General features: G+C 43.1%; 14 protein-coding genes. 8 read left to right on the forward strand and 6 right to left on the reverse strand.

Annotated features, from left to right (window positions below; genetic code table 11):
- Positions 1-35 precede the first annotated feature (35 nt).
- The 5 genes from ABD772_RS14310 to ABD772_RS14330 all read left to right on the forward strand — a co-directional run bounded on the left by ABD772_RS14310 (position 36) and on the right by ABD772_RS14330 (position 4,389).
- On the forward strand, positions 36-728 hold the full coding sequence (locus ABD772_RS14310; RefSeq protein ID WP_345105810.1) for a response regulator transcription factor: 693 nt from the start codon (positions 36-38) through the stop codon (positions 726-728).
- 140 nt (positions 729-868) lie between these two features.
- Positions 869-1,933 (forward strand): sensor histidine kinase, encoded by a 1,065-nt coding sequence (locus ABD772_RS14315; RefSeq protein ID WP_345105812.1) that lies wholly within the window; start codon positions 869-871, stop codon positions 1,931-1,933.
- A 47-nt stretch (positions 1,934-1,980) separates the two neighbouring features.
- Positions 1,981-2,631 carry a DUF47 domain-containing protein gene (locus ABD772_RS14320; RefSeq protein WP_345105815.1) on the forward strand — a complete coding sequence of 217 codons (651 nt, stop codon included), beginning with the start codon at positions 1,981-1,983 and terminating at the stop codon, positions 2,629-2,631.
- Positions 2,632-2,647: 16 nt separating this feature from the next.
- Positions 2,648-3,661: an inorganic phosphate transporter gene (locus ABD772_RS14325; protein ID WP_345105818.1), complete on the forward strand. Its 1,014-nt coding sequence runs from the start codon at positions 2,648-2,650 to the stop codon at positions 3,659-3,661.
- Between the two features lie 29 nt (positions 3,662-3,690).
- Positions 3,691-4,389 carry a DUF4197 domain-containing protein gene (locus ABD772_RS14330; protein ID WP_345105821.1) on the forward strand — a complete coding sequence of 233 codons (699 nt, stop codon included), beginning with the start codon at positions 3,691-3,693 and terminating at the stop codon, positions 4,387-4,389.
- Between the two features lie 15 nt (positions 4,390-4,404).
- On the opposite strand, the gene ABD772_RS14335 is transcribed toward ABD772_RS14330, so the two are convergent.
- From ABD772_RS14335 to ABD772_RS14360, 6 genes are all read right to left on the reverse strand, one after another.
- Positions 4,405-4,977: a pentapeptide repeat-containing protein gene (locus tag ABD772_RS14335; RefSeq protein WP_345105824.1), complete on the reverse strand. Its 573-nt coding sequence runs from the start codon at positions 4,975-4,977 to the stop codon at positions 4,405-4,407.
- 132 nt (positions 4,978-5,109) lie between these two features.
- The gene (gene trpC / locus ABD772_RS14340; protein WP_345105826.1) at positions 5,110-5,892 is read right to left on the reverse strand and encodes an indole-3-glycerol phosphate synthase TrpC; all 783 of its coding nucleotides are present in this window, start codon (positions 5,890-5,892) and stop codon (positions 5,110-5,112) included.
- Positions 5,893-5,943: 51 nt separating this feature from the next.
- Positions 5,944-6,564: an anthranilate synthase component II gene (locus tag ABD772_RS14345; protein WP_345105828.1), complete on the reverse strand. Its 621-nt coding sequence runs from the start codon at positions 6,562-6,564 to the stop codon at positions 5,944-5,946.
- 89 nt (positions 6,565-6,653) lie between these two features.
- Positions 6,654-8,063, reverse strand: a complete 1,410-nt coding sequence (locus ABD772_RS14350) for an anthranilate synthase component I family protein (protein WP_345105830.1) — start codon at positions 8,061-8,063, stop codon at positions 6,654-6,656.
- 220 nt (positions 8,064-8,283) lie between these two features.
- Entirely contained in the window at positions 8,284-8,721 is a 438-nt protein-coding gene (locus ABD772_RS14355; RefSeq protein ID WP_345105833.1) for a cytochrome B, read from the reverse strand.
- A gap of 81 nt (positions 8,722-8,802) precedes the next feature.
- Positions 8,803-9,993, reverse strand: a complete 1,191-nt coding sequence (locus tag ABD772_RS14360) for an anhydro-N-acetylmuramic acid kinase (RefSeq protein ID WP_345105835.1) — start codon at positions 9,991-9,993, stop codon at positions 8,803-8,805.
- Between the two features lie 103 nt (positions 9,994-10,096).
- Between ABD772_RS14360 and nagB the strand changes: the two genes are divergently transcribed.
- The 3 genes from nagB (at position 10,097) to ABD772_RS14375 (ending at position 14,011) form a co-directional block, all read left to right on the forward strand.
- On the forward strand, positions 10,097-12,016 hold the full coding sequence (gene nagB / locus ABD772_RS14365) for a glucosamine-6-phosphate deaminase (protein ID WP_345105837.1): 1,920 nt from the start codon (positions 10,097-10,099) through the stop codon (positions 12,014-12,016).
- A gap of 79 nt (positions 12,017-12,095) precedes the next feature.
- Positions 12,096-12,872 (forward strand): hypothetical protein, encoded by a 777-nt coding sequence (locus ABD772_RS14370; protein ID WP_345105839.1) that lies wholly within the window; start codon positions 12,096-12,098, stop codon positions 12,870-12,872.
- A 38-nt stretch (positions 12,873-12,910) separates the two neighbouring features.
- Complete coding sequence (locus ABD772_RS14375; RefSeq protein ID WP_345105841.1) at positions 12,911-14,011, forward strand: acyltransferase family protein; 1,101 nt, start codon at positions 12,911-12,913, stop codon at positions 14,009-14,011.
- Positions 14,012-14,100 lie beyond the last annotated feature (89 nt).

The following is a 14,100-nucleotide window of genomic DNA, read 5'->3' on the forward strand; positions in this document are numbered from 1 at the left end:
CGTTAATAAAACATAAACCACACAAAACCTGCTCCATGAAAAAATTATTACTGGTTGAAGATGACCCGAACCTGGGTTTGTTACTCCAGGACTACCTGCAATTAAAAGGCAAGTTTGATGTTGTGTTATGTACAGATGGAGAGGAGGGCTTGCAGGCTTTTACCAAGCAAAACTACGATTTACTGATATTGGATGTGATGATGCCCAAAAAGGATGGTTTCACGCTGGGTAAAGACATCCGCAAGATCAATCCGCAGGTGCCTATTATTTTTGCTACTGCCAAAGGCATGATCGAGGATAAGACTGAAGCGTTCAACTTGGGCGGCGACGATTACATCACTAAACCGTTCCGTATCGAGGAGCTGTTATTGCGCATTAATGCGCTGTTAAAGCGCACCGAAAATACAGGCAAAAAAGAAGAAGCCCAGCCTACCCGTTTCGAAATAGGCAAATATGACTTTGACTATACTACCCAAATTATTGGTATAGATGGCACGCAGCAAAAACTGTCGACCAAAGAAGCAGAGCTGTTAAGATTACTGTGCTTAAAACGCAATGAAGTGCTTACCCGCGAAGAAGCACTGCTGCACATCTGGCACGATGATAACTACTTCAACGGCCGCAGTATGGACGTTTTCCTGAGCAAGATACGCAAGTATTTAAAAGACGACCCGTGTGTCGAGATCATCAATGTGCACGGCAAGGGGTATAAGTTACTGGTGAATTAAGATACCGCGCTTTCTCTTTTTGTCGTTACATCAATTGACAAAGGAACATAAGCAGTAGTATTAAATGCATAACCTATCCTTAACGCTCACTTAACATCGCTACTGTAGCTAATCAACTACAAATCTGTTACCTTTATGCTATGAAATTACGTGTACTGGTTTTCATCAACGCGCTGGCGGTAGCCATTACTATCTCGGCGGTTAACTATTACTTTCAGCATAAATTTTATGACATGGCTATTACTTTTGTGGCCACTATCATATCAAGCTTTATTGTTTTTTACTGGCTGATTGAAAAGTATGTTTATTCTAAGATCAAACTCATCTACAAACTCATCCATAACTTAAAACTGGGCCGCGACCTGCGCGATGCCTTGGGCGAGCACATGAGCTCTGACCCTATCAATGACGTTGAACAAGAGGTGCAGGAATGGGCCCGGGAAAAGAAAATTGAGATCGACATGCTGCGTACGCAGGAAAAATTCAGGCGCGATTTCTTATCGAATATCTCGCACGAATTTAAAACCCCGCTTTTTGCTATCCAGGGTTATATTGAGGCCTTGCAGGATGATGATTTTGAAGACCGCGATATGGCGCGGCAGTTTTTAGACAAAGCATCGAAAAACGTTGATCGCCTAAGTTATCTGATTACAGACCTTGATGAGATTTCCAAGCTCGAATCGGGTGAATTACCGATTAATTATTCCAGGTTCAAGATCAATGATTTGATCAAGGAAGTTATTGAATCGCTGGAAATAAAGGCCAAACAGCACCATATTAAATTAATATTCAAACAAAAATATGACGAGGCGATACAGGTAAATGCAGATCGGCAGAAAATTACCCAGGTACTGGTTAACCTTATTGATAACTCATTTAAATATGGAAAAGAAGGCGGTAACACCTGGATCACGTTGTTTGAGTTGCACGATCAAGTATTAATAGAAGTGACAGATGACGGTATGGGCATTGAAGAAAAGTACCTGCCACGGCTGTTTGAACGCTTTTTTCGTACGGATACCAGCCGGTCAAGGCAAATTGGAGGTTCGGGCCTGGGATTGGCTATTGTTAAGCATATTGTAGAAGCACATCAGCAAACCATTAACGTGCGCAGCACAGAAGGCGTTGGCTCAACCTTTGGCTTTACGCTGCAAAAAGTAGGTCAGAATATACCTTTTACGCATATTCCTATCCTGAAAAGTTAACATTAATTTAACATTACAAGCTTACCTTTGACTCACATTAAATAATTATGTCATTAAATAGCATTTTCCAATATTTTGTTCCGAAGGACAAAAAGGTATTTTTTCCATTGTTCGAGCAAGCATCAAACAACGTGGTGGCTATGGCTACTATATTGGTTGAAACTGTTAATAGCAGCAATCCGGCAACCCGCGAGGAGTTATTTAAGCAAATTGACAAATTGGAAAATCGCGGCGATGAGATAACCCACCAGGTTTATCTGGAACTGGGTAAAAACTTTATCACGCCATTTGACCGCGAGGACATTCACGCATTAACCAGCGCTATTGATGATGTAGCCGACTACATACAAGGCGCAGCCAACCGCATGAACCTTTATCGTATTGAGGATTATAATGAACATATCCGCAAACTGTCAGAATTGGTATTGCAAGCCAGCGTTGATTTGGAAAAAGCAGTTCGCGAGTTAAAAGACCTTAAAAATGTACGCGCTATTGCCGACTCATGTATTCGCATCAACAGTGTTGAGAACCAGGCCGATTATGTGTTTGACCGCGCTGTTGCCGACCTTTTTCTTTACGAAAAAGATGCCATCCGCTTAATAAAGTATAAAGAAATATATGCTGCTTTAGAAACTGCTACTGATATGTGCGAGGACGCTGCAGATGTTATGGAATCTATATTAGTTAAGAACGCCTAATCAACCGGTAAAATAAATGGTTACTACCCTTTTAGTATTAGTTGTTGCACTGGCGCTGATATTTGATTACACCAATGGTTTTCATGATGCTGCCAACTCCATTGCAACTGTTGTTTCAACCAAAGTATTAACCCCGTTTCAGGCTGTGTTATGGGCCGCAGCATTTAACTTCCTCGCTTATTTTGTGGTTAAAGATCATAAAGTTGCGAACTTCGTCTCAAAAATTGTTTTTCAGGATTTTGTTAACATGCACGTTATACTGGCGGGTTTGCTTGCAGCTATTACCTGGAACTTAACCACCTGGTGGTTTGGCATTCCGTCAAGTTCATCGCACACCTTAATAGGCGGTTTTGCCGGGGCAGGCATGACCAACGCGCTGTACATGGGCACCAACGCGTTTATGGCGGTTAACATGCATTATATTGTCCCTATTATCCTGTACATTGTATTGGCACCTTTTATAGGTTTGTTTGTGGGCTATGTTATTACTATCATCATTTTACATATCTGTAAAAATGCCCGTCCTGCAGCAGCCGAGCGTTGGTTTAAAGTTTTACAATTACTGTCGTCGGGCTTGTTGAGCTTTGCCCACGGCACCAATGATGCGCAAAAGGTGATGGGTATTTTATATCTGTCGTTAATTGCTTCAAAAATTATAGGCACGGGCGCCGCTATGCCAGAATGGATACCTTTGGCTTGTTATTCGGCAATTGCGTTAGGCACCATGTCTGGCGGCTGGAAGATTGTTAAAACCATGGGCACCAAGATCACCAAAATCACCCCCCTTGAAGGTGTTAGTGCCGAAACTGCCGCCGCTATTACTTTAGGTTTCACCGAGCATTTTGGCATACCGGTTTCAACTACACATACCATTACTGGTTCAATTATCGGCGTAGGTTTAACCAAACGTGTATCGGCAGTACGCTGGGGTGTTACCATCAACCTGGTTTGGGCCTGGATCATTACTATCCCTATTTCTGCGTTGATAGCCGGTTTGTTATTTGCACTGATTCGCGGCCTCGGCTATTAATCAATCCTGATTTTTATTAATTTGCAGTCATGAAAAAATCACTGCTGCTACTGCCGTTACTGGTTGTTTGTTTAACACTGTCGAGCCGGGCTCAGGCAATTCCGACAAATCTTGAAATTGGCACTGCCTTAAAACAAGCCTTGGAGCAGGGAACGCTCAACAGCACCACAAAGCTATCTGCAGTAAACGGATTTTTCGCTAATGCGGCAGTAAAAATCCTGCTACCTCCTGAGGCGCAAAAAGCTGAGAAAACGCTACGCAGAATGGGCTTTAATAAAGTATGCGACGATGCAATTTTGTCCTTGAATCGTGCCGCCGAAGATGCAGCCAAACAGGCGGCTCCCATTTTTGTTGATGCCATAAAGAAGATGACACTGACGGATGTAAGCAACATCCTGCTGGGCCAGCAAGATGCAGCTACCCAATATTTCAGACGTTCTACCACCAACGACTTAACTGCTAAATTTCAACCGGTTATTAAAGTGAGTTTAGATAAAGTGAATGCCACCAGATATTACGGATCATTAGCCAGCACCTATAACAAAATACCTTTTGTCAAAAGAATAAATCCGGATATAGCTAACTACGCCACGCAAAAAGCTATTGAAGGCCTTTTTATTGAAATTGCTGCACAGGAAGCAGAGATCCGCAAAAATTTGGGCGGTATGCGCTCTACGCCGCTATTGAAAAAAGTATTTGATTTTGCCGATAAGAATATCAAACATTGATACTGGATTTGCCGTTTAGACTATCTTAAGGTCATATTTATACAACAGGCCCTCCAGTCCATGCGCCGAGAAAATGGCTTTCTTGATCTTGTTTAATTCAGGGTCGATAATATAATTTTCGGCAGTAGTAAAATCTACTAAATTTAAAGTGGTGTCATTAAAGATCGCCCCCTCTAAATTACAATAGTCAAACACAGAACCCGTGATATTGGCTCGTGCAAAGGTTACTTCCCGTAAAGACGACTTGATAAATTTAGTTCTTGGAATATTCTTCATCATAAACGAAGAATAATCGAGTGAGGAGGATTCAAATTGAACATTAAACAGAAAATCTTCACAGGATGTAAAATTGATACCCAGCATTTTACACTGCTTAAACAACACATTATTAAGTGTACATCGTTCTAACTTGATCATTGACAAATTGCAGTTTTCAAAAACACAATCAATGAATTTGGTCAGCGCAAATTCGCACTCGGTAAGGTCACATCTTTTAAAGGTGCAGTTGTTGTACTCTGCATTTCTGACTGGCTCTTTTTTGAAGGCAGCATCGATAAAGGTTTTGTCATCGTGGGTTTGCGAACTCATAGGATGTTTATTTTCCAGTAAATTTAGGCCCCTTCCGTAAATTTCTTTTATATATTAAAACTACCTGCCCTTTATATTACTTACTACCATTGATATTGACATTGCGGTACTTAACTAACAATAACAAGAGTTCTATAACCCTTTCACAAACTCAGCCATAGCCGCACCAGGGTCGGCCTGCTTCATGAAATTCTCGCCAATTAAAAATCCGTTAAATCCCGCTTTCTTCAGCCCTTTAATCGTGTCAGGGTCACTGATGGCGCTTTCAGAGATTTTCATAAACTGTGCCGGGATGTGTTCAGCCAGTTTGTAGGATGTTTCTACTGATACCGTGAAATCGGCCAGATTGCGGTTGTTGACGCCGATAGCATCCAGATTAGTATTAATACTACGTTCTAATTCTTCAAGGTTATGAACCTCTAACAAAACATTCAGTCCCAGGCTTTTTGCCAGTTTGGCCAGCGCATCAATTTCTTCGGGGGTTAATATGGCGGCTATTAGCAGGATAATATCGGCACCTAAAGATTTAGCTTCGATTACCTGAAATTCATCGATCATAAAATCCTTTCGCAGAATAGGTATCTGATTTGCCTGACGAGCTTTATACAAGTCGGTCTTGGTACCCATGAAAAAATCCTTATCCGTGAGTACAGATAAAGCCGAAGCACCCGCTGCAGCATAAGCTGTAGTTACTCCCTCTACACCTACCTGATCATTAATAATACCTTTTGAGGGCGAGCGGCGCTTAAACTCAGCTATGATGCCGGTCCTGTCAGGCGCGCTTAAAAACTCTTTAAAAGAGTAAGTCGCGCGGCCAAACAATGCCGATGACTCTAACTCTTTAATGCTGGTATCTTTTTTAGCCGATTCTACCTCGGCCCTTTTATTAAGTACAATTTTATCAAGGATATTCATAAGCCCCCAGCGTCCTAAAGTGGAGCGTCGGTTAAGTATTTATGGTTAATATTAGTTGGCAAAGCTAACCAATTTATTAACTACTCCGCCTTCGGGGGTAGAGGTTAACCAATTTTTCATCATTTCTTTACCAAATTCTGTAAGGATAGATTCGGGATGAAATTGCACACCACATACATCATATTGCGTATGGCGCAGTGCCATTACTGAATTATCCGATTCGTCTATCGCGGTAACGGTCAATACTTTAGGCATTGCTTTTTCGTCGACAACCCATGAGTGATAGCGGCCAACTTTAAACTCGTGTGGTAAGCCGTTGAATAAAGGCTCGCTGTCGTCGGTTACCGCAATTGTGGTGGCTACACCATGCATTGGCTGTTTAAGGTTGTATAATGTGCCGCCAAACACCTCAGCAATAGCTTGCTGACCCAAACATACACCGAAAATACTTTTTGTGGGCGCGTACTTTTCAATCACCTTTAACAGCAAACCTGCTTCTGAAGGTATACCCGGACCAGGCGACAGGATTATTTTGTCGTAAGCATCAACATCCTCAATTTTAAACTGGTCATTTCTCCATACATCGCATTGCAGGCCAATTTCATTTACAAGGTGTACAAGGTTATACGTAAATGAATCATAATTGTCGATAATCAATATTTTATTTGCCATAGTTCACCTCACTTCTCTTTAAATTAACAGGGATACACAAAATTAAGTTCTATCAGATTCTTTTTGTTATAAATTTCACAATTGAACTGCTATAATTCTTCGGCCAGTTCAATAGCTCTTCGCAGCGCGGCAATCTTGTTATTTACCTCATTTAGTTCGCTTTCCGGTACAGAGCCGGCTACAATGCCCGCCCCTGCCTGGTAATGCAACGTGTTATTTTTGCTTAAGAATGAGCGGATCATGATAGCATGGTTAAAGTCGCCGTTAAAGCCCAGATAGCCTATAGCGCCGCTATAAAAGCTGCGTTTGATATTTTCGTTTTGATCAATGATCTCCATAGCCCTGTATTTCGGGGCGCCGCTCAGTGTACCAGCCGGGAAGGTATCGGCTACCACTTTAAAAGTTGGCACATCAGGCAGTAGCTCACCGCTCACCATAGATACCAGGTGAATAAGGTGCGAATAATACTGTACCTCTTTAAAAGCTTTAACCTCAACATGCTCACAATGGCGGCTCAGGTCGTTACGGGCAAGATCTACCAGCATCACGTGCTCGGCTGATTCCTTCGGATCATTCTTCAGGCTATAAGCCAGTTCTGCATCCTTCTCGTCGTCGCCGGTACGCTTAAAGGTACCTGCAATGGGATAAATGGTGGCCTGACGATCTTTAATGGTGATCTGCGCCTCGGGCGATGAGCCGAATATCCTGAAATTTCCATAGTCAAAATAAAACAGATATGGCGATGGGTTAATAGAACGCAACGCACGGTACACGTTAAATTCATCACCGGTAAATTGTTTAGAGAACGCTCTTGACGGAACGATCTGGAAAACGTCGCCGCGATAAATGTGCTGCTTCATTTTTTCAACTATTGCGATGAAATCCTCGTTGGTTAAATTTGACTGCTCCTCGGCTTTACTTTGGAAACTATATTCTGGAAAATTCTTGTTTTTGATCAGGTCATGAATTTTATCCAGTCCGGTAGTATCGGTATCACCCTCGGGCTGATTATGGAAGGTATACAACTCATTTTTAAAGTGGTCTATCGCAACGATATAACGATAGATATTATATTGCATGGTTGGAATTTTGCGCGTGGTATCGTCACTTTGTTTCAAACGTATAGTCTCAAAATGCTCGACCGCCTCATGGGTAAAATAACCAAACAAACCATTAGCCGTAATTTTCACCGGCGGCGCATTGGTTTCAAAGCTGTTCCTAAATTCATTGATCTGTTCTATCAGCTCAAACTTGCCTGCTTCCAGCGTTTCTTCGCTGCCGTCCGGGAAGCGTTGGTTAAGCTGCCCGTCATTCAAAGTGATGCCGGCGATCGGATCGCAGCAAACATAGCTGGTACTGTTTTCGCGGCTATGATAGTCAGAACTCTCTAACAGCAGAGAATTGGGGAATACATCACGTAAACGCAAGTAAATGCTTACCGGGGTGGTGGTATCGGCAAGCTGCTGTTTGTAGGTGGTATTAATTTTATATTTTTTCATTATTAGTTCAATATATTGTAAAAACAAAAGACCCGGCGAATGAGGGTCGCCGGGTCTTTGTATTAGGTTTACAATTGATTAGTTTCCTATGGTCAAAAAGTTATCCGGCTGCCAAATTTAATTGGTGCCACCAGCTTTTATTATTTACTTTTTTAACCATCGTGGACGCAAATTTATAAAGAAAATTGAATTGTCAAATTTTTTTATACTTTTTTTCAGCTTATTTTAAGATAGATATTTTGCCTGCAGCTAAAGCACCTATTATAATTAATAGTGCAATGCTGTAAAACAGGGCAATAATTTTGTGCTTGCTTTGAGGGGTAATTAACTTCTTAGATTTGCTGTGGCCTATGGTAATTAAAGCTATTGCAACTAGCATCATTACCCAGTGCTCAACTGTAAAGTAACGCGTAACCGGATCTTTCATGGTAGTGCTGTTAAAAGCTACCAGCGGACTTAAAAAGTACAGCACAATGCCTATCAGCAATTGCGTGTGGACAGATATCATGGCAAATAAATTGGTTAACCTGTTGCCGTTAGTGTAAGGCCTGTTGCCCAGCCAGCCTACAAAGGCAGCTATAATGGCATAAATAAACAGAATAAGGACAATATACCTGAAACCTGAGTGCAGGTGTTGTACGATGCTGTATGCGTTCATGATAGTTAAAGTTTTTTGACGAATATACGGTTTTTGGTGATTCATAGGGACGCAATGCATGGCGTCTCTATATCTGTAATATTATCCCGCAAAACTAAACTTACCCATTAACACTGCCGGATTGTTCCCAATAACTAAAGCCTCGCCTGCCAAAGCCTCATTGCCTAATAACGCAAATAAAATAGCTTCCTTAGCGTCGGGATCAATACCAAGCTCTGCGGTATCGCCGATAAGGGATTCGGGCAAATGCCTTTGCAGGTACTGCACCACAAAAAGATTACGCGCCCCGCCACCACTTACAAACAGCTTTGCGCCTTTAGGCAGATGCGCGCTTACAAAATCAACAATGGCTTTACCGGTAAATGCGCTCAGCGTTGCTATCAGATCTTCTGCATTAATATGGCTGGTATCTGAGCGCTCCTGGGCCTTGCGCACATAATCTTCGCTGAATAGTTCCGGTCCGGTAGTTTTGGGTACTGTCTCGGCAAAAAATGGGTGCCGGAACAATGAGCTCAACAGATCGTCATTAACCGAGCCTGAAAATGCGATAGCCGAATACTCATCAAACGGTTTATCAAAAAGACTGCGGCAAAAGGTATCTATCAGTGTATTACCGGGGCCAATGTCTGAGCATAATACCCTCTCTAAATTGCCATTGCCGGGTAAGTAAGTTAAGTTGGCAATACCGCCAATGTTTAGTAATATCCGGTCTTCACCAATTTTACTCCCTAACAACACATCGCCATACAAAGCCAGCGGGGCGCCCTCACCGCCGGCAGCTAGGTGTTTTTGCCTGAAATCGCTTATGGTCAGAATACCGGTTTTTACGGCGATGTGATCGCCGTCACCAACCTGAAGCGTTGCGCTAGGATACCCTTCATGCCCGTGTAAACGTTTTGGCGCATGGTAAATAGTTTGCCCGTGGCTGGCTATAAAATCCACCTCAGTGGGATCTGTTTTCCAATCTTTCAGCGTCTGAAGGATTAACTCAGCATGATATTCACCTATGAAATCATTCAACAGACAAACCTTTTCCAAGTCAACCTGCCGGCGCGAAAACACTGAGCGCACATCGTCTTTAAAGCTGTCGGGATAGGGGATGGTGGTAAAATGCAGTAACTCAAATTGAGTTTGCAAACCACTACCCGCAAACTTACAGATCGCAATATCCAACCCGTCTAATGAGGTACCCGACATTAAACCAATACCTATCCGCCCGGCCTTTTGTGCCGCTTTGGTTAGGTGCTGTAAATTGGTATTCAGGGCTGCCATATTGGTGCTGTAAGATACGAATGGTTGGCACTAAATTATCAGGCCGAGGCAAACTTAAATTAATTATTTGCGATATTTGCTGCTCCCGTTCAACCTGTTAACTATGGCCAGATTAAATTTATTAGAAGCAACCCGGTATGAAAAACTGCCGGTAACCGTATATCCAAACCCTGCTGCAGGTGCTGTTGCTGTGGCACAACGTATAGCTAAACTCATCCGCGACAAGCAAGCTAAAGGCGAAAAAACAGTATTAGGCTTAGCTACCGGCGTTACCCCTATAGCAGTTTACGACGAGCTGATTCGCATGCATAACGAAGAAGGGCTGAGTTTTAAAAATGTTATCACCTTTAACCTTGACGAGTATTACCCGATGCAGCCGACATCGGCACAAAGTTATGTGCGCTTTATGAAACAGCATTTGTTTGATCATGTAGATATAGACCGGGCTAATATTCATATCCCTGATGGTACTTTGGCTGAAAGTAATATTGCCGCTTTTTGCTTAAACTATGAAAAGCAAATCGAAGAGCTGGGTGGACTTGACCTTCAAATATTAGGTATTGGCCGTACCGGTCACATTGGTTTTAATGAACCGGGATCTGCACCCAACTCAGGCACACGTTTAGTTACTCTAGACGACCTGACCCGTACCGATGCCGCGCGCGATTTTGGTGGTAAAGATGCAGTACCTACTAAAGCCATAACCATGGGTGTGGGCACCATATTCAAGGCCCGCGAGATCATCCTGATGGCCTGGAGCAAAAAGAAAGCGCCGATCATCAAAAAGGCTGTCGAAGGCGAATTGTCCGGAGAAGTTCCGGCTACGTATCTGCAATTGTCAGAACATGTAGAATTTATATTGGACGATCCTGCTGCTTCAGAATTAACGCGCTTTGATACCCCATGGCTGGTTAAAGACTGCGTTTGGAACAACGAACTTAAAAAGAAAGCCGTGATCTGGCTGTCGCAAAAAGTTGGCAAACCTATCCTTAAGCTGATTGAGGAAGATTACAACAACAATGGCATGGCGCAGCTGGCTACAGAGCAAGGGCCGGTTTATGAAATTAACATTGACATATTTAACCAGATACAGCATACAATTACCGGCTGGCCGGGCGGCAAACCAGATGCCGACGATAGCCAGCGGCCCGAGCGTGCATTGCCTGCCAAAAAACGATCCATTATTTTCTCACCCCATCCTGATGATGATGTGATATCAATGGGTGGTACTTTTATACGCCTGGTTGACCAGGGGCATGATGTGCACGTGGCCTATCAAACCTCGGGCAATACTGCGGTATGGGATGACGACGTATTACGCTACATGGAGTTTGCCATCGATTTTAATCAAAGCATTGGCGACGATACCGGTAGACTGCAAAAAATTCATAGCGACATGCGTGCGTTCTTTGCAACTAAACAACCTAACCAGATAGACACACCCGAAGTAAGGGCAGTAAAAGGTTTTATCCGCAAAAGCGAGGCTATTGCAGGTGCACGCTTTGCAGGTTTGCATGATGATCATATCCACTTTATGGCACTGCCTTTTTATGAAACAGGCAAGGTCAGTAAAAACTCTGTAAGCCAGATCGACGTACAAATGACTATCGACCTGCTGCAACAAGTAAAACCGCACCAGATTTTTGCCGCCGGCGATTTTGCTGACCCGCATGGCACGCACATCGTATGTTTTAATATCATCGTGGCTGCGTTGAATCAGTTAAAAGACACCGAAGACTGGATTAAAGATTGCTGGCTGTGGATGTATCGTGGTGCGTGGTTTGAGTTTGCTACGCATGAAATTGAAATGGCCGTACCATTATCGCCCGACGAAGTACTGCTTAAGCGTCATGCCATATTCAAGCACCAATCGCAAAAAGATCCGGCCGTATTCCCCGGCGAGGATGCTCGTGAGTTTTGGGTACGCGCCGAAGACCGCAACCGCGAGACCGCCGAAGCGTACGATCAACTGGGTCTGGCCGATTATGCTGCTATGGAGGCTTTTAAGCGTTATTATTTCTGATGTATAGGTAAGGATTGGTGTTTGGTTATTACAGGCAGCCTCTGTAACTTTATTACTACAACCTCCAAAACCAATCCTTATGAAAACCGTAAACCAGTTAGCACTAACTATTTTGTTGGCATCGCTTGGTGTCTCCTGCAAAAAGGTCGATTCTGTCCCGGCTACTCTTACATCGCCAACAGTAACTACCAATAAGATCAAATATCTGGTTGGACAGATTTTTTCAGATAGTACTAAAAATGGCGTTACCATCACCACCACCACTTACACCTACGATGATAAAAAAAGGCTGTCAACAGAAAAATCTACGGGAGGCAACTATACGTTTGTCTACAATGATTATGGCGAACTTTTTTCAATTACCAATAATTTAAATAGCCAGTTTAGCATATATAGCCAGGAGTTTCGCTATAACGGCGGAAAAATAACAACGGCCGTGCGACACTCTTACACTCATGTGCCCCAGTTAGTTGATAACTATGCTTATGTGTATACCGGAAATAACGTGACCGAGTTGCACATTAATGGCGATAGCGGCTACAAGGTTACCGTGTATACATTTGACGCCAATAATAACCTGATCAAATCTGACTATAACCTGGAAGACCAGGTAAACTTTTACACTTTCGACGATAAGAAAAGCCCCTATACTGCTTGGTCGTTAGCTATTAAAAGTGCAATGGCGGGTTCGGCCGATGTCTGTTCAACAAATAATATTCTGACCCAAAAAGCAATGTACAGCAACGCGGTGATAACCTACACTTATACTTATAACAGCGATGGTTACCCGCTAACCCGCAGAACCAGTAATGGTATTGTAACCAGGACAGTTAAATATGTATACGCAACGCTTTAGCTATTATTAACTAACTTAGGAGCATTATACTCCTTTAAATGGCAAAACCACAAAACAAGCGACTGCTGTCCTTAGATGTGCTGCGCGGTATTACCGTGGCTGCGATGGTGCTGGTTAATGACCCCGGCGACTGGGGTAATATCTACGCTCCATTGGAGCATTCTAAATGGAACGGCTGCACGCCTACTGATCTGATTTTCCCCACTTTTCTGTTTATTGTTGGGGTGTCTATCGTTTATTCAATGGAGCGCAAAGCTGCCGATCCGGCTAACCATGCAAAAATATTATGGGGGGCCTTACGCCGTGCGGTAGTTTTGATTGCAATAAGCCTGGGCATTCAACTAATTCTGCATCCCGGTTTTGAGCATCTGCGTTTTCCGGGCGTATTGCAGCGTATCGGCTTGGTATTTTTTATCTGCGCAGTCCTATACGTCAAGGCATCGCAACGCGTGCGCGATTGGGTGTTTGCCGCATCACTGATAGCTTATTACCTGCTCATGAATTTTATCCCCGTGCCTGACACGCACGTAGCAAGCCTCAATCCTGAAACTAACATAGGCGCCTGGCTTGACCGCCTGGTTTTTACCACCAATCACTTATGGAGCGAATCGCACACCTGGGACCCGGAGGGTTTATTGGGTACATTGCCTGCTATCGCAACAGGCTTATTCGGCATACGTGTGGGCACATGGCTAAAACGCAAAGACCGCGAGGATGCTGTGAAAGCAAGCTGGATGTTTTTCTACGGGACACTGGCTATTGTATTGGGATTGATTTGGGACCTATTCTTCCCTATCAATAAAGCTTTATGGACCAGCTCATTTGTATTGTACGCCGCTGGCTGGTCTACCATTGCGCTAACCGCTTCGTACTGGCTTATAGATGTACAGGGGCATAAACGTTTCACTACATTCTTTGTGCCTTTTGGGGCTAACGCTATAACAGCCTATGTGTTGTCAGATTTTATCCCGCATTATATCAATAAAATACGGCCAGGCAACTCGTCATTGTACCAGATACTTTTTCAGCCCTACCTGTCGCCTAAAAATGCCTCATTGGTAAGTGCTATTTGCATGACGCTGCTGATCTGGGCAATGATGTGGGTTTTGTATAAACGAAAGATCTTCATCAAGGTTTAACATTAACAAGCCTGAATTTCAGATTTTAAAAATCTGAAATTCGCGATAGTTAATGCGTTAAAATTCAACGCAAAATAAAACAGGCCAAT

This window comes from Mucilaginibacter panaciglaebae (genome assembly GCF_039539265.1).
Classification (GTDB): domain Bacteria; phylum Bacteroidota; class Bacteroidia; order Sphingobacteriales; family Sphingobacteriaceae; genus Mucilaginibacter; species Mucilaginibacter panaciglaebae.

What these genes read in the sequence shown, in the direction of transcription:
- ABD772_RS14310 (WP_345105810.1), top strand. Translation starts at nt 36, where the DNA reads ATGAAAAAATTATTACTGGTTGAAGATGACCCGAACCTGGGTTTGTTA.
- ABD772_RS14315 (WP_345105812.1), top strand. Translation starts at nt 869, where the DNA reads ATGAAATTACGTGTACTGGTTTTCATCAACGCGCTGGCGGTAGCCATT.
- ABD772_RS14320 (WP_345105815.1), top strand. Translation starts at nt 1,981, where the DNA reads ATGTCATTAAATAGCATTTTCCAATATTTTGTTCCGAAGGACAAAAAG.
- ABD772_RS14325 (WP_345105818.1), top strand. Translation starts at nt 2,648, where the DNA reads ATGGTTACTACCCTTTTAGTATTAGTTGTTGCACTGGCGCTGATATTT.
- ABD772_RS14330 (WP_345105821.1), top strand. Translation starts at nt 3,691, where the DNA reads ATGAAAAAATCACTGCTGCTACTGCCGTTACTGGTTGTTTGTTTAACA.
- ABD772_RS14335 (WP_345105824.1), bottom strand. Translation starts at nt 4,977, where the DNA reads ATGAGTTCGCAAACCCACGATGACAAAACCTTTATCGATGCTGCCTTC.
- trpC (WP_345105826.1), bottom strand. Translation starts at nt 5,892, where the DNA reads ATGAATATCCTTGATAAAATTGTACTTAATAAAAGGGCCGAGGTAGAA.
- ABD772_RS14345 (WP_345105828.1), bottom strand. Translation starts at nt 6,564, where the DNA reads ATGGCAAATAAAATATTGATTATCGACAATTATGATTCATTTACGTAT.
- ABD772_RS14350 (WP_345105830.1), bottom strand. Translation starts at nt 8,063, where the DNA reads ATGAAAAAATATAAAATTAATACCACCTACAAACAGCAGCTTGCCGAT.
- ABD772_RS14355 (WP_345105833.1), bottom strand. Translation starts at nt 8,721, where the DNA reads ATGAACGCATACAGCATCGTACAACACCTGCACTCAGGTTTCAGGTAT.
- ABD772_RS14360 (WP_345105835.1), bottom strand. Translation starts at nt 9,993, where the DNA reads ATGGCAGCCCTGAATACCAATTTACAGCACCTAACCAAAGCGGCACAA.
- nagB (WP_345105837.1), top strand. Translation starts at nt 10,097, where the DNA reads ATGGCCAGATTAAATTTATTAGAAGCAACCCGGTATGAAAAACTGCCG.
- ABD772_RS14370 (WP_345105839.1), top strand. Translation starts at nt 12,096, where the DNA reads ATGAAAACCGTAAACCAGTTAGCACTAACTATTTTGTTGGCATCGCTT.
- ABD772_RS14375 (WP_345105841.1), top strand. Translation starts at nt 12,911, where the DNA reads ATGGCAAAACCACAAAACAAGCGACTGCTGTCCTTAGATGTGCTGCGC.